Annotated in this window: 20 protein-coding genes and 2 pseudogenes; 5 read left to right on the top strand and 17 right to left on the bottom strand. The window is 69.2% G+C overall.

Features of this window, described 5'->3' with window-relative positions; genetic code table 11:
• Positions 1-62: 62 nt before the first annotated feature.
• From DIE13_RS06200 to DIE13_RS06185, 4 genes are read right to left on the bottom strand one after another with little or no spacing between them, the layout of a single operon-like run.
• Positions 63-899, bottom strand: a complete 837-nt coding sequence (locus DIE13_RS06200) for an ABC transporter ATP-binding protein (RefSeq protein WP_124826327.1) — start codon at positions 897-899, stop codon at positions 63-65.
• 35 nt (positions 900-934) lie between these two features.
• The gene (locus DIE13_RS06195) at positions 935-1,762 is read right to left on the bottom strand and encodes an ABC transporter permease (RefSeq protein ID WP_124826326.1); all 828 of its coding nucleotides are present in this window, start codon (positions 1,760-1,762) and stop codon (positions 935-937) included.
• Between the two features lie 23 nt (positions 1,763-1,785).
• Positions 1,786-2,628 carry an ABC transporter permease gene (locus tag DIE13_RS06190; RefSeq protein ID WP_124826325.1) on the bottom strand — a complete coding sequence of 281 codons (843 nt, stop codon included), beginning with the start codon at positions 2,626-2,628 and terminating at the stop codon, positions 1,786-1,788.
• A 14-nt stretch (positions 2,629-2,642) separates the two neighbouring features.
• Positions 2,643-3,710 (bottom strand): ABC transporter substrate-binding protein, encoded by a 1,068-nt coding sequence (locus tag DIE13_RS06185; RefSeq protein WP_124826324.1) that lies wholly within the window; start codon positions 3,708-3,710, stop codon positions 2,643-2,645.
• Positions 3,711-3,928: 218 nt separating this feature from the next.
• Here DIE13_RS06185 and DIE13_RS06180 point away from each other — a divergent pair, with 218 nt between their 5' ends.
• Positions 3,929-4,303, top strand: coding sequence for a phage protein NinX family protein (locus DIE13_RS06180; protein WP_124826323.1), 375 nt, complete (start codon positions 3,929-3,931; stop codon positions 4,301-4,303).
• 28 nt (positions 4,304-4,331) lie between these two features.
• Here the strand turns inward: DIE13_RS06180 and DIE13_RS06175 are convergent, their stop codons facing one another.
• Together DIE13_RS06175 and DIE13_RS06170 are read right to left on the bottom strand one after the other, a co-directional pair.
• The gene (locus DIE13_RS06175; protein ID WP_124826322.1) at positions 4,332-5,327 is read right to left on the bottom strand and encodes an ABC transporter substrate-binding protein; all 996 of its coding nucleotides are present in this window, start codon (positions 5,325-5,327) and stop codon (positions 4,332-4,334) included.
• A 140-nt stretch (positions 5,328-5,467) separates the two neighbouring features.
• Positions 5,468-6,346 carry a LysR family transcriptional regulator gene (locus DIE13_RS06170; RefSeq protein ID WP_124826321.1) on the bottom strand — a complete coding sequence of 293 codons (879 nt, stop codon included), beginning with the start codon at positions 6,344-6,346 and terminating at the stop codon, positions 5,468-5,470.
• 100 nt (positions 6,347-6,446) lie between these two features.
• Between DIE13_RS06170 and DIE13_RS06165 the strand changes: the two genes are divergently transcribed.
• Both DIE13_RS06165 and DIE13_RS06160 read left to right on the top strand, forming a co-directional pair.
• Positions 6,447-8,015, top strand: coding sequence for an MFS transporter (locus tag DIE13_RS06165; protein WP_124826320.1), 1,569 nt, complete (start codon positions 6,447-6,449; stop codon positions 8,013-8,015).
• An 89-nt stretch (positions 8,016-8,104) separates the two neighbouring features.
• On the top strand, positions 8,105-9,046 hold the full coding sequence (locus DIE13_RS06160) for an AEC family transporter (RefSeq protein WP_124826319.1): 942 nt from the start codon (positions 8,105-8,107) through the stop codon (positions 9,044-9,046).
• A gap of 35 nt (positions 9,047-9,081) precedes the next feature.
• Here the strand turns inward: DIE13_RS06160 and DIE13_RS06155 are convergent, their stop codons facing one another.
• The 4 genes from DIE13_RS06155 to DIE13_RS33315 form a co-directional block, all read right to left on the bottom strand.
• Positions 9,082-10,260 carry a LysR family transcriptional regulator gene (locus DIE13_RS06155; RefSeq protein WP_124826318.1) on the bottom strand — a complete coding sequence of 393 codons (1,179 nt, stop codon included), beginning with the start codon at positions 10,258-10,260 and terminating at the stop codon, positions 9,082-9,084.
• 24 nt (positions 10,261-10,284) lie between these two features.
• Entirely contained in the window at positions 10,285-11,013 is a 729-nt protein-coding gene (locus tag DIE13_RS06150) for an aspartate/glutamate racemase family protein (RefSeq protein ID WP_124826317.1), read from the bottom strand.
• A 22-nt stretch (positions 11,014-11,035) separates the two neighbouring features.
• Positions 11,036-12,568 (bottom strand): NCS1 family nucleobase:cation symporter-1, encoded by a 1,533-nt coding sequence (locus tag DIE13_RS06145; protein ID WP_124826316.1) that lies wholly within the window; start codon positions 12,566-12,568, stop codon positions 11,036-11,038.
• A gap of 331 nt (positions 12,569-12,899) precedes the next feature.
• On the bottom strand, positions 12,900-13,160 hold the full coding sequence (locus DIE13_RS33315; RefSeq protein WP_233410089.1) for a hypothetical protein: 261 nt from the start codon (positions 13,158-13,160) through the stop codon (positions 12,900-12,902).
• Between the two features lie 122 nt (positions 13,161-13,282).
• On the opposite strand from DIE13_RS33315, the pseudogene DIE13_RS06130 reads away from it, so the two are divergent.
• Positions 13,283-13,832, top strand: a pseudogene (locus DIE13_RS06130) (DUF3005 domain-containing protein).
• 56 nt (positions 13,833-13,888) lie between these two features.
• Here the strand turns inward: DIE13_RS06130 and DIE13_RS06125 are convergent.
• Together DIE13_RS06125 and DIE13_RS06120 are read right to left on the bottom strand one after the other, a co-directional pair.
• Positions 13,889-14,653, bottom strand: a complete 765-nt coding sequence (locus DIE13_RS06125) for a DUF4397 domain-containing protein (RefSeq protein ID WP_124826315.1) — start codon at positions 14,651-14,653, stop codon at positions 13,889-13,891.
• Between the two features lie 453 nt (positions 14,654-15,106).
• Positions 15,107-16,414 carry an MFS transporter gene (locus DIE13_RS06120; protein WP_124826314.1) on the bottom strand — a complete coding sequence of 436 codons (1,308 nt, stop codon included), beginning with the start codon at positions 16,412-16,414 and terminating at the stop codon, positions 15,107-15,109.
• A gap of 522 nt (positions 16,415-16,936) precedes the next feature.
• Between DIE13_RS06120 and DIE13_RS06115 the strand changes: the two genes are divergently transcribed.
• On the top strand, positions 16,937-17,383 hold the full coding sequence (locus tag DIE13_RS06115; protein ID WP_124826313.1) for a MarR family winged helix-turn-helix transcriptional regulator: 447 nt from the start codon (positions 16,937-16,939) through the stop codon (positions 17,381-17,383).
• Between the two features lie 36 nt (positions 17,384-17,419).
• Here the strand turns inward: DIE13_RS06115 and DIE13_RS06110 are convergent, their stop codons facing one another.
• The 5 genes and pseudogenes from DIE13_RS06110 to DIE13_RS06090 all read right to left on the bottom strand — a co-directional run.
• Positions 17,420-19,708, bottom strand: coding sequence for a molybdopterin cofactor-binding domain-containing protein (locus DIE13_RS06110; RefSeq protein ID WP_124826312.1), 2,289 nt, complete (start codon positions 19,706-19,708; stop codon positions 17,420-17,422).
• Positions 19,709-19,885: 177 nt separating this feature from the next.
• Positions 19,886-20,533, bottom strand: coding sequence for an isochorismatase family protein (locus DIE13_RS06105; RefSeq protein WP_124826311.1), 648 nt, complete (start codon positions 20,531-20,533; stop codon positions 19,886-19,888).
• A 19-nt stretch (positions 20,534-20,552) separates the two neighbouring features.
• Entirely contained in the window at positions 20,553-21,593 is a 1,041-nt protein-coding gene (locus tag DIE13_RS06100) for a 2,5-dihydroxypyridine 5,6-dioxygenase (RefSeq protein WP_124826310.1), read from the bottom strand.
• A gap of 44 nt (positions 21,594-21,637) precedes the next feature.
• On the bottom strand, positions 21,638-22,468 hold the full coding sequence (locus DIE13_RS06095; RefSeq protein ID WP_124826309.1) for an alpha/beta fold hydrolase: 831 nt from the start codon (positions 22,466-22,468) through the stop codon (positions 21,638-21,640).
• 27 nt (positions 22,469-22,495) lie between these two features.
• Positions 22,496-22,588, bottom strand: a pseudogene (locus DIE13_RS06090) (Asp/Glu racemase); the annotation flags it as partial.

The raw sequence follows: 22,588 nt of genomic DNA, 5'->3' as shown, positions 1-22,588 counted from the left end.
ATGCTGAGCGAATCGCGCGCGACAGACCGCGCTGCCGCGCTACGCAGGCCGTGCCGCGCGTGCTACCACGCGAGCCGCCATTCGCCGATCCGGTGCGCATCGGCCGCAGCGATCCGGGTTCCGCCATCGCCTGGCGGCCCGCGATCGTCGAAATCGGCGAGCACCGTGTCGCGCAGCCGCGCGAATTCCGTGGAATCGCGCCGGCGCGGCCGCGGCAACGCGACGTCGACGATGCGCTCGATGCGCCCCGGGCGCGGCGCCATCGTGACGACGCGGTCACCCAGATACACGGCCTCGTCGACGTCGTGCGTGACGAGCACCATCGTGATGCGCTCCTGCTCCCAGATGCGCAGCAGTTCGTTCTGCATTCGCGCACGCGTCTGCGCGTCGAGCGCGCCGAACGGCTCGTCGAGCAGCAGCACGCGCGGACGGTTCACGAGGCCGCGCGCGATCGCGACACGCTGCGCCATCCCGCCCGACAACTGGTTGGGGTACGCATGCTCGAAGCCGTTCAGCCCGACGAGCGCAATGTGCTCGGCCACCGCGCGCCGCTTTTGCGCGGCATCGAGCGATGCGTTGCGCAACGCGGCCTCGACGTTCTGCGCGACGGTCAGCCACGGAAACAGCCGGTGATCCTGGAACACGATCCCGCGCTGCAGCGACGTATCGCGCACGAGCGCGTCGCCGGCGCGGATTTCGCCCGCATAGTCGGTATCGAGCCCCGCGATCAGCCGTAGCAACGTCGACTTGCCGCAGCCGCTCGCGCCGACGATCGTCACGAACTCGCCGGCGCGCACGTGCAGCGACACGTCGTCGAGTACGGCGAGTGTCGCGCCGCGTTGCGCATAGCGCTTGCTGACATGGAGGATATCGAGCGAATCGGAAGCGAGTGTCGTCATGGCGGAAAGGGAAGCGGCAGGAAGGAAGAGGGCGGTTACCGTTGCAGGTCGCCGCGGCGGGCGAGTGTCTTGCGCTCGATCGCGCGTGCGACCGCGTTCAGCGCCCAGCCGGTCACGCCGACGACGATGATCCCGAACAGCACGAGGTCCATCCGGAACTGCTCGCTGCCGTCGATCAGCGTGTTGCCGATCCCGCTGCCCGCGACGAGCAGGTATTCGGCGCCGAGGGTCGCTAGCCACGAATAGATGAGACCGAGATACAGCCCGGTGAAGATCGACGGCAGCGCGGCGGGCAGGATCACGTAGCGCACGAGCTGAAGCCGCGAGTAGCGCAGCGCGCGTGCGACGTCGACATAGGTACGCGGCACCGCGTGAATGCCGTCGCACGTATGCGCGGCAACCGGCAGCAGCGCGGCGAGCGACAGGAACACGACCTTGGCGACGTCGCCGAGGCCGAACCACACGGAAATCAGCGGAATCCACGCGAACAGCGAGATCTGCTTGAACGTGTCGAAGCTCGGCCCGACGATGCGCGCCGCGATGCGCGACAGCCCGAGCGCGGCGCCGAGCAGCAGGCCGCCCGTCGCGCCGATCGCGAAGCCGCACGCTTCGCGCGCGAGCGATGCCGACAGCGCACGCGCGAGCGCGCCGCTGGTCGTCTGGGTCCACGCGGTGTGCAGCACGTCGGCCGGGCCGACCAGCAGTCCGCTTTTGACGAGATGCGCGGCAGAGATCGCCCACCAGATCGCGAGCGCGGCGAGCGGCAGGACGAAGCCGCGCCAGTCGGGCGCGGACAGGCGGCGGGTGAGCGCGGGCGCGGCGGCCGGCGCGGCGTTCGGCGTGGACGTGGCGGAAGGCGGCACGGAAAAGGCTCCTTGAATCGGGTTCAGCCGCGGAACGCGGACGGCACGCCGCGGCGCAGCCGGGCTTCGAGCGCGTCGAGCAGCCGGTTGATCACGAAGCCGACCGCGCCGACCACGATCACCGCGGCCATCACGAGATCGAGCTGGAACAGCTGGCGTCCGTACACGATCAGGTAGCCGAGCCCTTCCGACGATGCGACGAGCTCGACGACGACGAGCGCGAGCCACGATTTCGTGAACGCGAGCCGCAAGCCGGTCGCGAGCGTCGGGATCGCGGCGGGCAGCACGATATGGAGAATGCGCTGGCGTCGCGTGTAGCCGAAGATGCGTGCAACTTCGTCGAGTGCGGGCGGCGTCTGGCGGAAGCCCTGCAGCGTGCTCAACGTGACGGGGACCAGCGCCGCATGCGCGATCAGCAGGTACTTCAACGGTTCGCCGACGCCGACGAGAAGCAGCAGGAACGGCAGCCAGCCGAGCACGGGAATCTGCACGAGCGCGTTGAAGCTCGGCAGCACGTACGCTTCGAGCGTGCGCGACAGGCCGAGCGCCGCGCCGGTGGCGAAGCCGAGCAGCGTGCCGACCGCGAAGCCGACCAGCACGCGCTGCAGGCTGATCAGCGTGTGCCGTGCGAGATCGCCGCTTGCCGCGAGTTCGGAGAGCGAGTCGGCCACCTGTTCGGGCGGCGGCAGGATCTGCGGTGCGATCCAGCCGCGCGCGCTGCCGACGGCCCACAGCGCGAACAGCAGCGCGGGCAGCGCCCACGGCGCGAGCAGCCACGCGACGCGTTTCGCGGCCGCGGTGCGGGACGGCCGTGCGGCGAGCGCATGCGGGCCGGACGGCGAAATCGAGATCGCGGTGTCGCTCATCGGGGCGGGTCCGGTCAGGAGAGGGGTTTGCCGGTCGCGTCGTAACGCGGCCAGTAGTGTTCGAGCTTCTGCGCGCGCAACGCATTGTCGAGATACTTCGGCTCGAACCAGCCGTCGATGTCGACCGGCTGGCGGATCAGCTTCAGCTTCAGCGCATCCTGCGCGACGGCCTTGTAGCGTGCGATCACGAACGGATCGATCAGCGGCGACAGCCGGTCTTTCAGGCGCTGGTTCGCATAGTCGGCCTGCCACGATACATACGGCACGCCGCTCTTCGCCCACAGCTTGAACAGCGCATCGCGGTTCGCCTCGTCGGACGACCATTGCGCGCCCTTCACGAACGCGTTGACGACGCGCTGCACGATGTCGGGATGCGCGCGCTCGAAATCGTCGAGCACGAGCAGGTGGGTCTGGCGCGTGAACTGCGGGCCGTCGTTTTGCGATTCGTAGATGATCTTCGCGAGCCCCGCGTCGCGCAGCTTGTACAGCTGATAGTCGCCCACCGATGCGTCGATGCCCTTCGATGCGAGTGCGGCGAGCGCACTCGCGGAGTCGAGATTGATCACGCGCAGGTCGCGCTCGCTCAGGCCGTTCTTCGCGAGCGCGTTGTCGGCGACGAGCTGCAGGTTGGTGCCGCGGAAGATCGACACGCGACGGCCTTTCAGGTCCGTGATCGAACGGATGTCGGAACCGGGCGGCACGGCGATCTTGATGCCCGAGCGCACGCTCGCGGCGAGCAGCAGGTGCGTCTTGATCCCGTTCGCGCGCGCGAGCACGGCCGGCAGGTCGCCCTGGTAGGCGAAGTCGAGCGCCTTGTCGGCGATCGCCTCGTTGACGGCCGGGCCAGCGCCCTTGAAGAACAGCCACTGCACCTTGATGCCGTCGGCCGCGAATTCCTTTTCGACAAGCTGCTGGAGCTGTACGGTGGCCCCGCTCGACCCACCGAAGGTCGGCGGATCGCCGGCGCCCTGCTGGGCGACGCCGATGCGGATGGTAGTGGGCTTGTCGGCGTGCGCGGCGGCGGCGGGCAACGCAACGAGGGACGCGATCAGCAGCGATCGCAGCAGGCGCAGTGGAAGCATGAATCGATCGGTCAGGAGAACGTTGGGAAACGCGGGCCGGGGCCCGGTGCGTCGAATCATTCTCGATGACGCGTCCGGCGGCGGACAAGCAACGATTTGAACTATGCTTATCGCGTGGCGGCGGGTGACGAAACCCGCCGCGATCGAATGCAGCCGGTGCGGCTGCTCGGGCAACGAACAGCGCGCCTGCCGCTCACGCGACGGCCACGGAGACAGCCATGCAAGTCCACGACCTGACCGGCCCACCGCTCGATTTCTGGGTGGCGATGGCGGAGGAGCTCGGTGCGCCGCGCGTCGATGCCACGGGATGCACGGTCGTTCGCGAGCCGGGCGGTGTGCCGATGCCGTATGCGCCGTCGTCGGCGTGGGCGGATGGCGGCCTGCTCGTCGAGCGGCTGCCGTTCGCTGAGTTCGAACGCGACGGCGGCCGCGGCGCGTGGCGCGCGGTGCTGCATCGCGCGGTGCCGGCGGCCGGCGAGCGCTGCACGTTCAATCAGTCGGGGCCGACGCTGCTGGTCGCCGCGATGCGCACGCTGGTCGCATCGACGTTCGGCGACGACGTGCCGGATCTCGACATGTCGAAGCCGCGATAAGCGCGGTAGTCTTCGGGCTGCCGGCCCGTTACGCGGCCGACAGGTTACGTACTGCGATCGACGCGACGTCGACGCGTTTCGGCAGGATCGCATCGGCCGCCGCGCGATCGGCGACGCGCTGCAGCACGTCGATGTCCGCGCCGGTGAGCGCGCGTTGCGCGAGCGCCGCGCGGCGTGCGATGTCGGACGCCGCATCGCGCGGCAGGCGCGTGAGCGACGCATAGACGCTTGCGTAATCGGCCGGATGGGCGAGCGCCCACTGGCCGGCGCGGGCGAGCCGCGCGAGCACGTCCGACAGCGCCGCGCGCTTCGCCCGATCGTCGAGCGTGTCGACCGGCGACGTGAGGAACGCGAGCCCCGAATTGATTCCGCTGCCGTCGCGCACGATGCGCGCGCCGCGCCGCACCACGTTTCCGTAATACGGGTCGAAGGTCGCCCAGATGCCGATCTGCTTCGCCTCGAACGCGGCGAACGCATCGACCGGCAGCACGAAGCGCACGTCGACGTCACCCGGCGCGAGGCCGTGTTCGCGCAGTGCGCCGTAGAGCTGGTATTGCGAGATGCTGCCGCGCGCCGACGACACGACGACGGTGCGCCCCTTCAGGTCGGCGACCGTGCGGACCGGCGAATCCGGTTGGACGACGATGCCGAGCGACGCCGGCGAACCGACGCGCGTCGCGACGATCCGCAGCGCCGGATCGCCGAGCGCGGCCGTCAGCACGGGCAGGTCGCCGGCCGGTGCGAGATCGATCGCGCCCGCGCGCTGCGCTTCGAACAGTGGCGCGGCACCCTGGAAATTCGCCCAGCGAAACCGGTATGGCGCGCCGTCGAGCACGCGCGCGGCTTCGGCCAGCGCGCGCAGGCCGCCGGCCTGGTCGCCGAGCACCAGCGTGACGTTCGACAGGTCGGAGCCGGCCGCGTGGGCGGAGGTGGACAGTGCGGTGGCGCCCGCAAGCGGCGCGGCGGCCAGTGCGGCCACGCGCAGCAGTGCGCGGCGGCGGGCCAGGGCGGGGGACGAAGTCATCGGCGGCAGGTCCTCGGAGATCCGCGCGCGGGCCGCGCGGCTGCCGGGCAGATTACGGAATCGGTTTTGCGCGGGCAAACATCGAATCGCGAAATGCTTATTCGCGTATGGAAATGGCGGGGCGCGGCGGCGCGGCACACTCACACGGCCGCAGGCATCGCACGCAGGAACGCCCGCACCGCGGGCGCCTTCTCGAAGCGCCGGTGCGCGAGCGCGAGTTCGGACATGATCGGCTTGCCCGCGATCGGCCGGTACACGACGCCCGGCAACGATACGCAGCCGGCGAGCACATCGGGGATCACGGCGACCCAGCCGTTTACCGAGACGCACGCGAGCACCGCGAGCAAGCCGCCCGGCCGCGCGGCGATCAACGGCGCGAAGCGGCCGCGGCGCGCGACTTCGAGCGTGCCGCGTTCCTGTTCCGGCACCGCGAAGCGCGCGTCGGCGAGATCGGCGGCGCGCACGGTCGTCATCGACGCGTAACGTGAATCGGCCGGCACGGCCGCGACGAACACGTCGCGCTGCAGCGTGACGATTCGCAGCCCGCCGGGCAGCGGCAACGGCGGGCGTACGTATGCGAGATCGAGGCGGCCGGCGTCCAGCTGCTTCGCGACGTCGTCCATCGGCACTTCACGCAGGTTCAGTTCGATGCGCGGGTGCGCGGTGCGGAATGCGCCGACCGTGCGCTGCAGCGTGCCCGAATAGACGGCCGACGACACGTAACCGATCTCGATCCGGCCGAGTTCGCCGCGCTCGGCCAGCGCGGCGAGTTCGCGGCCGCGCTCCAGGTGCTCGAAGGCGGCGCTCGCCTCGGCGAGAAACGCTTCGCCGGCCGCGCTCAGCGTCACCTCGCGGCGCGACCGATGGAACAGCCGCACGCCGAGCAGCCGTTCGGCTTCCTGGATCTGCCGCGTGAGCGCGGGCGGCGCCATGTCAAGCGCCTCGGCCGCGCGCGCGAAATGCAGATGTCGCGCGACGCCGAGGAACGCGCGGACGTGGCGGAGTTCGAGTGGATTCATGATTGTAATTTTCGTCAATTAAATGGCATCAGTATGTCAATGACCGGTAATACCGATCAAGCCTAGCATACGGGTCTTCCATCCTGGTTCGGAGCCGCCGATGTCCGATTTGTCCCCTGCGCCGCACACGGGCGCGTCCGCCGCCGCACGCGTGGGCACCCGCCTGCCGGCGGCCGCGACGCTCGCGGTCGCGTCGGCGACGTGCTCGCTGATCGTGCTCGACACGAACGTCGTCGCGGTATCGCTGCCGAGCATCGCGCGCAGTTTCCATGCGAGCTTCGCCGACATCGAATGGGTCGTGAGCGCGTACATGACCGCGTTCGCCGCGTGCCTGCTGCCGGCAGGCGGGCTCGCGGACCGGTTCGGGCGCAAGCGGATGCTCGGCGCGGGGCTCGTGCTGTTCGCGCTCGCGTCGCTCGGCTGCGGCATCGCGCCGTCGGCCGGCTGGCTGATCGCCGCGCGCGCGGTGAAGGGCGCAGGCGCCGCGCTGTTGCTGACGGCCGCGCTCGCGGTGATCGCGAACCGTTTTCCGGGCGGGCGCGAACGGGCCCGCGCGTGGGCGATCTGGGGGATGTGCATGGGGATCGCGACGGCCGTCGCGCCGCTCGTCGGCGGCGCGATCACGCAGTGGATCGGCTGGCGCTGGGTGTTCCTGCTGAACCTGCCGGTGTGTGCGTTGCTGGCCGTCGGCGCGCGGGTGGCGATCGACGAGTCGCGCGATCCGCACGCGAAACGCGTGGATGCGGCGGGCAGCCTGCTGTTCGGCGCGGCACTTGCATGCGCGATCGCGGCGCTGATCGGCGCGCCGTCGCATGGCTGGCTGGCGGCCGCGACGCTCGGCCGGCTCGCGCTCGCCGCCGCGCTGCTGGCCGCGTTCATCGGCGCGGAGCGCTGGCAGGCGCGGCCGATGATCGATCTCGCGCTGTTCCGCCAGCCACGCTTCGTCGGCGCGGTGCTCGCGATGTTCGGCTATGCGGCATGCGCTCAGGTGATGATGACGTTCCTGCCGCTGTACCTGCAAAACGCGTTCGGGATGTCGGCGATCGACGCGGGGCTCGGGATGCTGCCGTTCGCGGCCGCGATGATCGCCGGGCCGTCGCTCGGCGCGATGCTGGCGGCGTGCGTGTCGTCCGGCGGTGTGCTGGCCGGGGGGCTTGCGCTGATCGGCGCGGGCAATCTCGCGACCGCGGCGCTGACGGTCAGTGGCGACTACCGTCTCGTCGCGCTCGGCATGTTCGTGACGGGGTGCGGCGCCGGCATCATGAATGGCGACACGCAGAAGGCGATCATGGCCTGCGTGCCGCCGAATCGCACCGGCATGGCGTCGGGCATCAGCACGACGACCCGCTTCTCCGCGATCGTGACGGCCGTGGGCCTGCTCGGCGCGGTACTGGCCGCGAGTACCCACGTGCAGCTCGACCGGCTGCTGTCCGTCGCACCGGGGTTGCGCGCGTTCGCCGATGCGTCGTTCATGTCGAGCCTGCTGGCCGGTGACCTCGCGCAGGCGCTGGCGCGCGTGCCGCCCTCGGCGGCGCGCACGCTTGCGCAGGCGGCGCCCGCGGCGTTCGCGAGCGGGTTCGCCGCCGCGCTGACGGTGAGCGGCGTGCTCGCGCTCGCCGCCGCCGTCGTTTCATACAAGTTGCTTACACAACCGATTCGCGACGCGTGATCAGTGCGGCAATGGCTGCGTTGACCATTGCACGCGACGACGCGCAGCCGTTAAGCTTGCGCGTTCCGGTTTCACGCAGCGTGTTCAAGATGTCATCGACGATTGAGATTCTGTTGCCCGTGTTCGGGCTGATCGCGGCAGGGTTCCTGTGCCGCCGGCGGGGCGTACTCGGGCCGGCAGCGGCTGCCGAGCTCAACCGTTTCGTCGTGTGGCTCGCGCTACCGGCGCTGCTGTTCCGGATCATGGCGCACGCGTCGTGGCACCAGCTCTATCAGCCGGCATTCGTCGCGACGTTCGCGCTGACCTGCGCGCTCGTCTTCGTCGGCGTGCTCGTGTGGCGGCTCTTCGCGGGGCGCGGGCTGGCCGATGCGAGCATCGATGCGATCGCCGCGTCGTATCCGAACACCGGCTATCTCGGCTTTCCGCTGTGCCTGCTCGCGTTCGGCACCGAGAGCCTCACGCCAACCACGATCGCGACCATCCTCGTCGCCTGCGTGCTGTTCGCCGGCGCGATCGTGCTGATCGAGATCGGGCTGCAGCGCGACCGTGCGCCGCTCAAGCTGATGTGGAAGGTGGTGGGTGCGCTGCTGCGCAATCCGCTGATCGTCGCGCCGCTGGCCGGCGTCTGCGTGTCGGCGGCGCAGGTGCCGCTCGATGCGCCGGTCGAGACCTTCCTCAAGCTGCTCGGCGCGGCCGCGAGCCCGTGCGCGCTCGTCAGTCTTGGGCTGTTTCTCGCGGAAAAGCGCGACGCGACCGGCGCCGCTCCGCGCGGCAGCATCGCGCTGACGGCGGTCAAGCTGTTCGTGCAGCCGGCGCTGGCGTGGTGGCTCGGCGTGCGCGTGTTCGCGATGCCGCCCGTGCTCGCGCAGATCGCCGTCGTGCTGGCGGCGCTGCCGACCGGCACCGGGCCGTACATGCTGGCCGAATTCTACGGACGCGAAGCGCATGTGACGTCGCGCACGATCCTGCTGTCGACGCTCGGATCGATCCTCTCGCTATCGGTGCTGCTCGCGATCGCGCGGCACGCGTGAGGCCGTGCGGCCGGTGCGACGCGTGCTTCTCGCGCTCAGTGCGACTTCGTCGCGATCCGGTGAATGCGTGCCGCCCGCGCGACGCGCGGCCGCTGTGCCGCGCCGCAATGCGTCGCCTGCTGGCGGCGCGTGCGCCGCGCGGAGGTCGCGGCAGAGCCGGAGGCGGGCGCGGCTGACGCGCTCGTGCCCGCATCATCCGCATGCGCGGCAACCGCCGCAACGGCAGGTTGCGCGGCTTCGGCTTCGAGCCAGCTGTGCGTCGCTTCGGCGATTAGCCCGCGCAACCAGCGCACGCCCTCGACGCACGATCCCGATTCGTTCCACGTCATCCGATAGACGATGTCCGGCGGCTCGGCCGGCAGCGCGACCGCGCCGAGCGGCAGCAGCTTTGCGTAGTGACGCGCGAGCCGGTACGTGGTGGTCAGGATCAGGTCGGAGCGCACGAGTGCGTGCGCGGCAAGTTCGAAATGCGGCAGCGTGACGACGATCCGCCGCAGCAGGCCGACGCGTTCGAGCTGCCGGTCGATCGCGCCGGATGCTTCGAGCCACGATGGCGTCGGACACAGCTGCGCGGCCTGCGCGAACTCGTCCGCCGTCATCGCACCGCGCCGTGCGAGCGGATGCGTCGCGCGCATCAGGCATACGACGCGATCGTCGAACAGGTCGTCCTGGCGGAATCGCGACAGACGCGCCGCGCGATTGTCGATCACGACGTCGAGTTCGCCGTCGGCGAGCGCGCGTTCGTCGTCGAAGCCGTCGCCGAGCGGGTGGAACACGAGCTGCGCGTTCGGCGCGCGCTCGCGGAACAGCGCGACGAGCTTCGGCACGAACAGCACGTTCAGGTAGTCGGGGCAGCCGATCCGGTAGGTGCGCACCGACGTGCGCGCATCGAACGTCGGCTGCTGGATGCGGATGAAGTCGATCACACGCAGCGCGTTGCGCAGCGGCTCGATCAAACGCGCGCCGAACTCGGTCGGCACCATTCCGTAGCGGCTGCGCACCAGCAGCGGATCGCCGAGCAGCGTGCGCAGGCGCTTGAGCGCCGCGCTTGTCGCGGGCTGCGACATGTTCAACCGCACGGCGGCGCGCGACACGGTGCGCTCGGTGAGCAGCACGAGCAGGATGCGCATCAGCCGCGCGTCCAGCACGTCGAGCGCGCCCGCGGCGTTGCATGTGCCGGAGGGAGGGCCGGTCGGTGCCGATGCGTCCCGCATGTCGCTACGCGTCCGCGCGGCTCGTCATTTGACGAAGGTGCCGGGCCAGCCGACGATCCGCTTCGGACGCGGCGGCGCGTACGTGCGGACCTTCGACGTCTTCAGCTTCAGGCGCACCAGCGATTCGGCGAGCGCAACCGCGGCCGACACGCCGTCGACCACGGGCACGCCAGTGCATTCCTCGATCTGCCGGTCGAGGCCGGCCATTCCGCCGCAGCCGAGGCAGATCACTTCGGCGTGATCGTCCTTCACCGCGCGCTGCGCCTCGCTGACGATCGACTCGATCGCACGCGCCGGATTCTCCTCGAGTTCGAGCACCGCGAGACCGCTCGCGCGCACCGACGCGCAGCGCGCATCGAGCCCGGCGAGCTTCAGGCGATCCTCGATCAGCGGCACCGTGCGGTCGAGCGTCGTGACGACGGAGTAGCGGTGGCCAAGCAGCATCGCGACGCTCGCGGCTGCTTCGGTGATATCGACGACGGGCACCGTCAGCAGTTCCTGCAAGCCTTCGCGGCCGTGCTCGCCGTAGCCGGCCTGGATCACCGCGTCATACGGTTCGTCGTAGCTCAACACGCGCTCCATCACGGCGATCGCCGCGAGGTAGCTCTCGAAGTTGCCTTCGACCGACTCCGCGCCGAAGCGCGGCGTCAGCCCGACGATCTCCGTGCCGGGGGAGGCCGCGGCCTGCGCTTGTGCGGCGATGGCGTCGGTGATCGACTCGGTGGTGTTGACGTTGACTACCAGGATTCTCATTGGTGAACTCCGTGTGCGTGCATCAGTGTCGGGCGCAGGCGACCGCGATGTGTTCGCCCGAGCGCGCCTCGTATTGCCGTTTGCGGTCGGCCGTCAGCCAGTACACGCTGCCCGCGATGGCTGCGCCGAGCAGCCACGAGAACGGCGTCATCGCGCTGAAGGCCGGCACGACGGCGAGCGTGATGGAGATCAGCGCGGATGGCACGAGCGCCGCGAGCGCCTTGCGGTTCACGCCGCCCTTGTAGAAATACGCGCCGGTCGGCGCTTCGGTGTAGAGATCCGGCACGTTCACGCGCTGCTTGCGCACGAGCCAGTAGTCGACCGTGATGATCCCGTACAGCGGGCCGAGCAGCGCGCCCAGGCCGGACAGGAAGTAGACGATCACGATCGGGCTGTTGTACAGGTTCCACGGCAGGATCAGCACCGCGATCGTCGCGCTGATCAGGCCTGCGCGGCGGAACGACAGGCGGTGCGGCGCGAGGCTCGTCAGCACGAAGGCCGGCGCGACGAAGTTCGCCATGATGTTCACTGCGACCGTCACGATCAGGAAGGCGAGGCAGCCGAGCACGAGGAACAGCTTGTTCGGCACCGTCGCGATGATTTCCGTCGGGCTGTGGATGATGTGGCCGTTCAGCTTGAACTGCGCGCCCGCGAGCACGAAGCTGATCGTTGCGAACACGAGGATGTTGACCGGCAGGCCCCAGAAGTTGCCGACCCGCACCGTCTTCGCGCTCGGCGACGAGCGCGCGAAATCGCAGAAGTTGAGCACCAGCGTGCCGTAGATCGCGAGCCATAGCGAGCCGCCCGCGAACACCTCGGTCCACATCTTCAGGCCGGTCATCGGCTTGCCGATCGACAGCGCGAGATGGCCGCCCGTGCGGCCGTACATCCATGCGGCGAGCGACAGCGTCGTGACGAGGATCACAGGGCCGGCGAGCCCTTCGTACTTGCGGACCATTTCCATTCCGTACGTGAGGATGCCGATCTGCACGAGCCAGATCGCGACGAACGTGATCCAGCCGAGCGACGACAGCCCGAAGATCGCGTTCCGGTCGAAGGCGGCGAGGCCCGGCCAGATCGCGGTGAGCAGCACGCGCAGCACGACCGACGCGAGATAGGTCTGGATTCCGAACCATGCGATCGCGATCACCGCGCGGATCATCGCGGGCAGCATCGCGCCGTAGATGCCGAAGCTCATCCGGCTGATCACCGGGAACGGCACGCCGGTCTTCTGGCCCATGTAACCGGTGAGATTCATGAAGCTGTAGACGAGCACCGCGCCGATCCCGAGCGCGGCGAGCATCTGCCAGCCCGACAGGCCGAGCGCGAACAGGCCGATGGCGAACGAATAGTTCGCGATGTTGTGCACGTCGTTGGTCCACAGCGCAAAGATGCTGTAGCGGCCCCAGGTGCGGCCTTCGGCCTGGGTCGGCGCGAGGTCGGGGTTGTGCAGCCGCGGGCTCAGCGCGGGGTCGCGCATGGCCGTATCGGTTCGATGCGATGCGTCGTCCGCGCCGAGCACGATGCCCGCGCGGTGAATGGCTTCCAGTTGCACGCCTTGTCTCCTTCCATGTGCGGGGCGCGAACCGGCAGCGTGTGCACGCAGCGCGGGCCCGGCCACCGTGGACGTTATGTCTCGGATTTGTCGGCGAGTATGGGCGGCGGCTGCAACGATGGGAAATTAAATATTTTGCTAAGCGTCAGTTGGAAAATGAATGGGGTTCGATCATCGTCGAGCAGATCCGGCGGCATGCGAATTGCGGCTCAACGGGCTCCATCCACATCGACATCAGCGGAGGTGTCATGCAGCGATATTCCTTTCGTCACGTATCGCGAGCCGTCTTCGCCGGCATCGTGATCGCCGGCCTGGCGGCGGGGGCGGGCTGTCAGAAGAAGGGCGACAACGACACCGGCACCGGTGCGAGCTCCGATACGAGCGCCACAGGCGGCATGTCGGCTGCGCCGTCCACCGCGCCGTCTGGCACGCCGGCCAGCGGTGCGGCCGGCGCCGACACCGGGACGACCGGCGGCGACAGCGGCGCGAGCTCGCCGGGTGCGGCTTCCGCACCGGCCGGCGCGAGCGGCGGCTGACCGGCGAGCGCAGGCGGCGTGCGCCATGTGCGCGGCCGCCGCCTGCCGGGCGTCATGATGTTGTGCGGGCGCGTCGGGTGACGCGCCGCGCGTGAAAGATTTGCAAGGATCGTTGTAGCGATTCCCGGACCGGCGCCGTGCATCCCGCCGGCGCACGCCGTCCGGAACTGGAGGTGCGATGCGGAACGCGGAATTGAACCCAACCCCGAAACAGCAGCAGGAACCGATCGAGCGGAGCCCCGTGAAGACGCCGGCGGCCGGCGACATGCCGGATGCCGCGACCCAGGCCGCCGAAGTCGCGAAGCGGCCACAGACGCCCGAGACGATCGCGGCGAAAGCGCCGACCGGACTGCCGCCGATCGACGTCGGTGCGCATGCGGTCGACAGCGGCGATCCGGTGCGCCGTGCCGCTGGCCGGATCGTGACGCTCGACAACGCGAACATGGCGATGACGGACAACACGGTCGACGTCGACGGCAAGGGCATGGAAGCGGGCACCGGCGCGACCGAATGGCACGACAACGTGATCTATTCGAACGCGTCGCATTGACGATGCGGTCCGCACGCCGGACGAAGGGCTCGGCGGTATCGAGAGCCGTCCGTCCGGCAATCTGCCGCGGATCGCGACGCGGCCCGGCTGGCGCGTGAGTCATGTCGGCGACGTCGATATCGCGCACGGCGGCGGGACGCGTGCCGAGCATGTGATCCGCCTCGAGCGCGGCGACTGACGGACGGATGGCCCGACGCCCCGCCGGGCGGCGTGGCGCCGGGCGCGCGGTGCCGCTTATTGCGGGCCGAGCTCCTGCGCGGAGGTGTCGGCATCGTTGCCTTGCGCAACCAGCACGTGGACGTCGTTCGGCGTGACGTCGCCGATGCCGCCGGCCGGAATCGTCACCAGCAACCAGTCGGCATTGTTGTTGATCGCCACCGGTGCGGTCGTCAGGATCGGCGATTTGCTGCCGGCGGTCGTGACGATCACCTGGTAGTTGCCGCCGTTCAGGTAGACGGAGTCCTGGCCCGATGCGGGCGAGGCGTCCTGATAGGCGGCGCCGGACAGCGTCGGGCTTTGCGTCGTGATGTCGGTGCCCGGCGGCACGACGTACACGTCGACGTTCTGTGCGTTCGGCGATGCGTTGAAGGTGCGCACGCGCGCCTTGTCGGACAGCAGGCCCTTGTCGTACGGATCGTCGATCACCGAGATCGGCGACGAGGTGCTCGGCAGCGCGATCGTGGTGTAGTGGTGGCCGTTCGCCGCGCTGAACGATTGAGATGCGATCGTCGTCGTCGTTCCCGATACGTCGTAGCTGGCGTTCTGCGTGCCTGAATCGACGTCGTGATAGCGCGTGACGCCCTTGTACGCGACGCCGGATGCGTCGACCTTCGCATTCAGGTAGTAGTCGAGGTTCGGGCCGGCCGGCACCGCGTTGATGAAGCGTGCCTGCGGCTTCGAGATCCCGAGCTCGGTGCCGACGTCGTTGCCGTCGCCGCCGCATGCCGTGAGCACGGAAATGACCGAGCACAGCGCCGCGATCGTTCGTATGGATTTCATGTCGTCCTCTCGTTCAGGGGAACCTGCTTGCGATGCGGGTCGCCGCGCGAAGGATCGCGCGGTGCGCAGCGCCGGTTGAAGGATCAATGCTGTCCGCCGGATGACGGGCGCGAGGGTGTCGCAAGCGATGTGCCTGCATGGCGCGAAGCGCGCGGGTAGCCGTGTGGTGGCGTGTGCGGCGCGGCGGGCTGTCAAATGCCGCGCGTGATCGTGCGTATCGGGTAACGCGCTTGTAAAAAAGCGGCGTGGTGGCGCGTTCGCGCGCGATCTTCGCGGCAACGGCGTTTCAAACGCCGTTCGGTGTGCATTGCGCAAACCTGCGCGGCGGCCGAGAGAGGATGGAGGCGGCGGTGCGCGTTCGTAAGTCGTTGCGTGCGCATCGATACGGCACGCACCTGCGCAGAACCGCAGAACCGCGCGCGACGACGTGGCGTCGCCGCGCGCGTCGGGGCATCAGCGATTCACGAGCTTCGCCGGATACGCGAGCGCGAGTGCGCAACCGACCAGCATGCAGGCAGCGAAGCCGTACAGCCCGGCGCTTTGCGAATGGAAGGTGTCGCGCAGCCAGCCGATGAAATAGGTGCTGCCGAATCCGCCGAGGTTCGCGATCGAGCATGCGAACGCGATCCCGCCGGCTGCGGCCGAGCCCTTCAGGAACGTGGACGGCAGGGCCCAGACGACCGGCATCGCTGCCGCGGCGCCCGCATTGATCAGCGAGAACAGCAGCACGGTCGTGAGCGTGCCGTGCGACGACGCGGCCGCAAGCGCGAGCGCGATGGCCGACACCACGAACGGCACGACGATATGCCAGCGGCGCTCGCGCGCGCGGTCGGAGCTCGCGCCGCAATACAGCGTCGCGAGCACGGCCGCGGCGTTCGGGATCGCCATCAGCCAGCCGATGTGATATGCGTCCTTCACGCCGGTATCGCGCAGGATCGTCGGCAGCCAGAAGCTCACCGCATACAGCCCCAGCAGCACGCACAGATCGATGAGGCCGAGCGCCCAGACCTTCGGATCGGAGAACGCGCGGCCGAGTGCGTGACTCTTGTTGCCGGCCGGATCGGCGTCGAGGTTTTCGCGCAGTGCGCGCTTTTCGTCGTCGTCCAGCCAGCGCGCGGTCTCGATGCTGTTGGGCAGCCAGCGCAGCACCGCGAAGCCGAGCAGGATCGACGGCAACGCCTCGAGCAGGAACAGCCACTGCCAGCCGCCGAGCCCGTGCGTGCCGTCGAACGCCCGCATTATCCAGCCGGAGATCGGGCTGCCGATCATGCTCGACAACGGCAGGCCGACCATGAACAGCGCGACGATCCGCGCGCGGCGCGCGTCGGGATACCACTGCGTCAGGTACAGCAGCACGCCGGGCAGGAAGCCGGCTTCGGCCGCGCCGAGCAGGAAGCGCACGATGTAGAACTGCATCGGCGTCTGCACGAACATCGTCGCGCCGGACAGCAGGCCCCACGTGATCATGATCCGCGCGATCCACAGCTTCGCGCCGACGCGCTGAAGCACCAGGTTGCTCGGGACTTCGAACAGGATGTAGCCGCCGAAGAACAGGCCGGCGCCGAGCCCGTACACGGTATCGCTGAACTTCAGCGCATCGAGCATCTGCAGCTTCGCGAGGCCGATGTTGATGCGGTCGAGATAGGCCGCGAAATAGCACAGGCAGAAGAGGGTGATCAGGCGTAGCGTGACTTTGCGGTAGAGCGTGCCGTGCTGCGCGTCGTCGGCGGAGACGGCGGCGCTCGGGTGTGCGGTAGACATGGGATTGCCCCTGTTCAAGTGTGACGGATGAGTGAGTGGCCGATCGACGCGAGCGAGCATCTCGCCGCGCGCTGGAGTCTGTATAGCACGCCAATTACGTAGCGTACACACTAGAAAATACGGAATCGCACAGGCATGAAAATGAATGCATCGTGATCGACCTATCGATGAGGAATATTGCGTATTTTTGCAGGATTAAAGCGAATCTTCATGTGCATCCTGGCAGCTGGACAAAGCATCGATGCATGCGCCGAATTAGTGCGTATGCGCTCAAAATTGCAGCGTGTGCGCGCAAGCGATTCGACAGCCCGGAAACCTGCCATCCGGCATGCGCCGGGCGGTGCCGGATGTGCGTTGTCCGGGCATGAACGACAACGCCGAGGGATCTTCGCGCAGGGTGCGGGAGCGGTGCGACGAACCCTGATGCACCGCAACGAAGCGGCGCGCGCACCGTCGATTGCGGCGATTTGAGGGTGTACACTCCTTACCTTTCCTATTCGTGCCGCGCGGGCCTTTACTTTCATGGCGTCTTCCAGGGATTCCTACGACTTTCACGACCAGGTCGGCCACTTGCTGCGCCGCGCATATCAGCGCCACGTAGCGATCTTTCAGGAAGCGATCCCCGATTCGGATCTGACGGCCGCCCAGTTCGTCGCGCTGTGCGCGGTCAAGGAAAAGCAGGCGTGTTCGCTGAACGACATCGTCAAGGCGACCGCGATCGATCAGGCGACGATCCGCGGCGTGGTCGACCGATTGAAGGCGCGCGCGCTGATCGAAGTGCTGCCCGACCCGAGCGACGGCCGCAAGCTGATCGTGCGCGCGACCGCGGCGGGGCTCGCGCTGATCGATCGCACGGTGCCGTTCGCGCGGCAGGTGACGGAGCGTACGTACGGTCCGCTCAATCCGGGCGAGCGCGTCGCGCTGCAGTATCTGCTGCGCAAGATGATGGAGGCCGACGGCGATGCGTGATGCGCGGCGCCGTCCGGCCATCGACGCAACCCGGCGTTATATGACGCCTGCGGCAGCCGGCGCTTCGTCACTCGCAAGCCGGCCGGCCTCGCGTAGCGCGGCTCGCACCGTTTCGGGCGTGAACGGCGGCGCGTAGACGCGCACGCCGGTCGCATCGAACAGCGCATTCGCGACCGCGGCTGGCCCCGGCACCGATGCCGATTCGCCCGCGCCGAGCGGCGGCTCGCCTTGTCTGGGCATCAGCAGGACATCGACGTCCGGCACTTCGTCGAACGTCAGGATCGGATAACTCGCCCATTCGCGCGACGCGACCTTGCCGTCGGCGAACCGTACGCGCTCCTTCAGCGTGCGGCTCAATACCTGGATCACGTTGCCGTGGATCTGGTGGCGTACGCCGTCCGGATTGATCATCGTGCCCGTGTCCTGGCCGACCGTCACGCGCTCGATCCGGATCTCGCCCGACACGCGATCGACGCTCAGGTCGACGATCCACGCGGACCACGCCGCGCCAAAGCCGGGGAAGCGGCTGTGCACGTAGCGTGCATATGCGATACCGCGGCCGCGCACGACCCGCGCGCCATCGCGGCCATCCCGTTCTTTGTCGCGACCTGCGCGCGGCGTCCAGCCCGCGCGATCGGCCACGGCCCGCAGCAGTTCGATCGCACGCGTGTCCTGCAGATGGCGAATGCGGAACGCGAGCGGATCGATGCCGGCCAGCGCCGCGCATTCGTCGACGAATGCGTCGTGCGCGAACGAGTTCGGCAGTGCCGATACGCCGCGCAGCCACGACGCGCGCACCAGCGGCGCGAGATCCTCGCAGACGAAACGGCGATTCGGGCTTGCATAAGGCGACACGGCCGTCCGGTCGCCCATCTCGAACACGCGCGGCTCGGGTGCGATCGCGCCGGTCAGCAGCGTCGCGAGCAGCGGTGCGTCGTTCGACGGATAGCGCGTCGTGAAGTCGTAGCCGAGCAGGCGGCCGTCGCGCGTCACGGTGCCCGTCACCTGCATCAACTGGCCGGCGCCCTTCGGTTCCCACAGATGTTCGTCCGCACGCGACAGTTGCACGCGCACCGGCCGGCCGACCGCACGCGACAGCAGCAGCGCGTCGCCGCATACGTCGTCCGCGCCGTTGCGGCCGTAGCAGCCGGCCGCTTCCATCCGCACGATGTCGAAATCCGCTTCGTCGCGGGCCACGAGCGTTGCGAGGTCGTAGCGCAGCGACACCGGGTTCTGCGTGCCGGACCACACGGTGATCCGGCCGTCGCCCGGCTCGCGGTAGTCGGCGAGCGCGCACGATGGGCCGATCGAGCCGTGCATCTGGAACGGCCACGCGTAGGTGCGCGACAGCGTGATCGTGTTGGGTTGCGTGCGTGCCGCATCGACGCTGCCTTCGTCGAGCAAGACGCGTCGTTGCACGGGCGCGGCGGCGATCGCGGCGGCCGGCGCATCGAGCGACGGCAGCGCGGGGTGCGGTCGCCACGTGACGCGCAACTGACGCGCCGCGCGAATCGCATGTTCCTCGCGTTCGGCAACGACGCCGACAAAGTCCCCGATCGCGACGACGGCCGCGAGCCCCGGAATGTCGGCGACCGACGCGCGATCGACGTCGACGAGCGACGTGCCGACGAACGCGCCGCTGTCGTGGCCCGCATACGGCGGCCGTACGACGCGGCCGTGCAGCATGCCCGGCACGCGCATGTCGTGCACGAACGTGAGCTGGCCGGTGGCCTTCGCGGGCACGTCGACGCGCGGCGACGACGTGCCGACGATCCAGTAGTGCGCGGGATCCTTCGTCCGCGCATTCAGGTCGAGCGTCAACGCGATGCGGCGCGCGCTAACGAGCGCGGCGAATGTCGCGGTGCGGCTGTCGGTGGGAACCGAGATCGTCCCGCCTTCGGCGGCGAGTTGCGCGGCGTCGACGCCGAAGCGCTCGGCGGCCAGCGCCAGCAGCGCGTGCCGCGCCTGTGCGGCCGCACAACGCAGCGGTGTGGCGGAAATCTGGATCGTCGCGCTCGCGATGGTCGGGCCCTGGTTTGGCGTCGCGGCCGTGTCGCCGAGCACCATCGTGACGCGCGCGGCCGGCACGTCGAGTTCCTCGGCGACGATCTGGGCGAGCGACGTACGGATGCCGGTGCCGAGGTCGACGTGCCCGTTGAATGCGAGGATGCGTCCGTCGTCGAGGATCGCGACGAACACTTCGGGCAGCGCCGGTACATACGACGACAGGCTGCCCGGCTGGCCGGGCGCCGGCTTCACGGGCGGCGCGGGCGGGCGGATCACGGTCAGGCAGCCGTCGCGCGCTAGCAGTTCGGAGCGATTCACGGATGAAGAGTCCTGTCGGGGAAGGCGCGGTCGGCGGCCGGTCGTGGCGGGTGCGGCGCGCGTGCGCCGCCGGCCGGGCACGCGTTCAATCTAGGCCGCCAAAACCGCAGCGTCAATCGCGCGCGGGCGCACCGGCGCGGCCGGCGCCCGCGCTGCATGACGGCTCGAGGCGGCGGCTCAGCGCGCGTGCACGGCATCGATCGCCGCGATCGCATCGTCGAGCGGCATCACGGCCGCATATTTTTGCTGCATGTCGAACAGGTTTGCTTCGTGCGGCGCGATCGCGCGATCGCCGACGCAATCGGCGAGCACCAGCGGGCGGAATCCGTGCGACATCGCATCGACCACGCTTGCACGCACGCAGCCGCTCGTCACCGCACCCGCGACGAGCAGCGTCTGCACTGCGCGCTGCGCAAGCCACGGCGCCAGTTGCGTGCCGAAGAACGCGGACGGCACGGTCTTGCGCACGACGAGTTCGCCGGCAGCGGGCGTGAGCTCGGGCACGATCGCGCTGTTCGGATGATGCTCGGTCAGCGTTGCCATGCCGGGCACCTTCAGCGAAAACACATTGTCGTCGCTGCCGTCGTCCGCGTACACGATGCGGCTGTGCGCGACGGGCCAGCCGCGTTCTCGCGCACGTGCGAGCGCCTGCGTCGTGCGCGCGATCGCCGGCGCGATGTTGCCGCCGCCGAACGTCGCGGGATCGGCGAAACCGACCACGAAATCGACGATCAGCAGTCCGATGTTGCCGTGCGGCGGCAGCGGCGTGCCGAAACCCTGCTGGCGATAGACGCCCGCTTCGGCGTGGTGGGAAAGATCGGTCATGATGTCGGGTACTCGTCGGTCAGGCGGGTTGATCGATCACGCGGCCGTCGCGCACGACGGTCTCGCCGTCGAGTTCGACCGTGCAGCGGCGCAACGGAATGTCGATATGGCAGGTGGTGGTGCGGTTGCCGCCGCCTTCGTTGTTCGGCCCGAGCGAGAACAGGAAGTTGCCTTCGAATGCGCGCGCATCCATGCCGATCGTCGCTTCGCGGTCGTACAGGCCGAGCGTCGACCAGCGCGCGCGCGGCTGCAGCCCCCAGCCGATGTGTGAGATCGCATAGCCTTCCGGATCGGCGAAGGTTTCCATGTAGTCGCGCAGCAGGTCGGCGTCGACGCCGCCTTCGATGCGCGTCGCATAGCCGCCTTCGACGGTCAGCGCGATCGGCTCGCTCACGTAGTGCTTCTGCGGCAGCAGGATGTCGCCGCGATCGATCACGATCGTGCCGCGCGCGGTGCGGTCGTTCGGGTAGGTCAGCGCGAAGCCGCTCGGCCAGTGATCCCAGCGGCCCGGCGCGTCGACGAAGCCGTATTCGGCGGTCGGCGGAAAGTCGCCGAGCGGGCACGCGAGCGCGGTGCCGGCCGCGGAGGTCACGCGCATCTCGCGCGCGGCGGCGATCTTTCTGGCGGCGCCGAGCACGCGCGTGCGGTCGGCCAGCGTCGGCACCATCCGCACCAGCACTTCGGGCGGCTCGACCGCGAGCAGGATCTTCGTGCCGGACTTCAGGATGTCGTGCTGCTCGGGCGAGAACAGCAGCGTCATCAGGTCGAGCACGAGGTCGCTTTCGCGCAGCGCTGCGATCGCGGCGCGGTTGCCGGTCAGCGGCGTCGTGCCGAGATACGCGAGCGGGTCGCGGCTGAACGCCTTCTCGCCGTTCACCGGCGGCAGGTCGAGGCGGTTGACGATCGCGCCCATCGATTGCGTTGCGATCAGCGCGCACGTCAGCGTTTGCGGATGGGTGGCCGCGCTCGTCAGGATCGTGACGGTCTGGCCGGGTTCGAGGCGCGACAGCGTGAGCACCTGCTTCCACGCGTCGATCAGTTGGGTGTCGCTGACTGGCATCGTCGGCTCCGGTAAGGGCGTGAAGGAAAGAGTGGGCGACGCGCTCAGGCCGCGAGCGGCGCGCCGAGGAAGTCGCCGAACGCAGCGTAGAAACCCGCCGCGTTGTCCCACGGAATCATGTGGCCCGCGTCGGGCACGCGGACGTGCCGCATCGCCGGCGTGGCGCGCTGCAGTTCAGCGACGTCGTCGTCGCGCACCACGTCGCCGCGCCCGGCCGTGATCAGCAGCGACGGCACGGTCAGCCGCGCGGCGTCCGCGTGGAAATCGTCGGTATGGAAGCTCTCGTACGTCGCGCGCACCGCGCGCTCGTCGCAGGTGTGCAGCCATTCGGCGCGCAGTTGCAGCTCGGCGTCGGTCCAGGTCGGGCAGAACGCGCGCATCCCTTCGGCGTCGGTGCCGGCGCGCGCGAGCGCCATCGAGTCGATGTACCACGGCAGCTTGCCGGGATAGTCGCGGCGGTTCGGGCCCGACACGGGCGGATCGACGAGCACGACCGATTCGAGCCCGCGGATGGCGCGCCGCGCCGCGCGCGCGGCGATCCGTGCGCCCATCGAATGGCCGACGAGGCTCGTGCGCGGCAGGCCGAGCGCGGCAATCAGCGCAGCGATGTCGTCGGCCTGCGCATCGAGACCGTAGTCGAGCGTCGCCGACGCTTCGGACAGCCCGCGGCCGCGCACGTCGAGCACATAGGTGTCGAACGCCGCGCCGAACACTTCGCCGACGAAGCCCCACGTGATCGCGGGGCTCGTGATGCCTGGGATCAGCACGATCGCCGGGCGCGATGCGCGCGCGCCGGACGCGCCGCCGTAGCGCAGGTAGTGCTGGCGGATGCCGTTGGCGTGGACGTTCGCGCCGTACAGGAAAGTCGAAGACATGGGGAAACTCCGTCGAAAGGGCGGCAATCAGTACGCGCCGGATAGCAGCGCGCCGGCGCCCGGCACGACCGGTTCGAGATCGAGTTCGCGCAGCATCGCGTAGGTGGTCGCGATCGCGGC

Origin of the sequence: Burkholderia sp. Bp9016, from assembly GCF_003857765.1 — a bacterium.
Classification (GTDB): domain Bacteria; phylum Pseudomonadota; class Gammaproteobacteria; order Burkholderiales; family Burkholderiaceae; genus Burkholderia.
This window is presented reverse-complemented; position numbering and strand designations above follow the sequence as displayed.

What these genes read in the sequence shown, in the direction of transcription:
- DIE13_RS06120 (WP_124826314.1), bottom strand. Translation starts at nt 16,414, where the DNA reads ATGTCTACCGCACACCCGAGCGCCGCCGTCTCCGCCGACGACGCGCAG.
- DIE13_RS33315 (WP_233410089.1), bottom strand. Translation starts at nt 13,160, where the DNA reads ATGACGCCCGGCAGGCGGCGGCCGCGCACATGGCGCACGCCGCCTGCG.
- DIE13_RS06125 (WP_124826315.1), bottom strand. Translation starts at nt 14,653, where the DNA reads ATGAAATCCATACGAACGATCGCGGCGCTGTGCTCGGTCATTTCCGTG.
- DIE13_RS06185 (WP_124826324.1), bottom strand. Translation starts at nt 3,710, where the DNA reads ATGCTTCCACTGCGCCTGCTGCGATCGCTGCTGATCGCGTCCCTCGTT.
- DIE13_RS06160 (WP_124826319.1), top strand. Translation starts at nt 8,105, where the DNA reads ATGTCATCGACGATTGAGATTCTGTTGCCCGTGTTCGGGCTGATCGCG.
- DIE13_RS06155 (WP_124826318.1), bottom strand. Translation starts at nt 10,260, where the DNA reads ATGCGGGACGCATCGGCACCGACCGGCCCTCCCTCCGGCACATGCAAC.
- DIE13_RS06190 (WP_124826325.1), bottom strand. Translation starts at nt 2,628, where the DNA reads ATGAGCGACACCGCGATCTCGATTTCGCCGTCCGGCCCGCATGCGCTC.
- DIE13_RS06165 (WP_124826320.1), top strand. Translation starts at nt 6,447, where the DNA reads ATGTCCGATTTGTCCCCTGCGCCGCACACGGGCGCGTCCGCCGCCGCA.
- DIE13_RS06105 (WP_124826311.1), bottom strand. Translation starts at nt 20,533, where the DNA reads ATGACCGATCTTTCCCACCACGCCGAAGCGGGCGTCTATCGCCAGCAG.
- DIE13_RS06200 (WP_124826327.1), bottom strand. Translation starts at nt 899, where the DNA reads ATGACGACACTCGCTTCCGATTCGCTCGATATCCTCCATGTCAGCAAG.
- DIE13_RS06095 (WP_124826309.1), bottom strand. Translation starts at nt 22,468, where the DNA reads ATGTCTTCGACTTTCCTGTACGGCGCGAACGTCCACGCCAACGGCATC.
- DIE13_RS06170 (WP_124826321.1), bottom strand. Translation starts at nt 6,346, where the DNA reads ATGAATCCACTCGAACTCCGCCACGTCCGCGCGTTCCTCGGCGTCGCG.
- DIE13_RS06150 (WP_124826317.1), bottom strand. Translation starts at nt 11,013, where the DNA reads ATGAGAATCCTGGTAGTCAACGTCAACACCACCGAGTCGATCACCGAC.
- DIE13_RS06115 (WP_124826313.1), top strand. Translation starts at nt 16,937, where the DNA reads ATGGCGTCTTCCAGGGATTCCTACGACTTTCACGACCAGGTCGGCCAC.
- DIE13_RS06100 (WP_124826310.1), bottom strand. Translation starts at nt 21,593, where the DNA reads ATGCCAGTCAGCGACACCCAACTGATCGACGCGTGGAAGCAGGTGCTC.
- DIE13_RS06175 (WP_124826322.1), bottom strand. Translation starts at nt 5,327, where the DNA reads ATGACTTCGTCCCCCGCCCTGGCCCGCCGCCGCGCACTGCTGCGCGTG.
- DIE13_RS06180 (WP_124826323.1), top strand. Translation starts at nt 3,929, where the DNA reads ATGCAAGTCCACGACCTGACCGGCCCACCGCTCGATTTCTGGGTGGCG.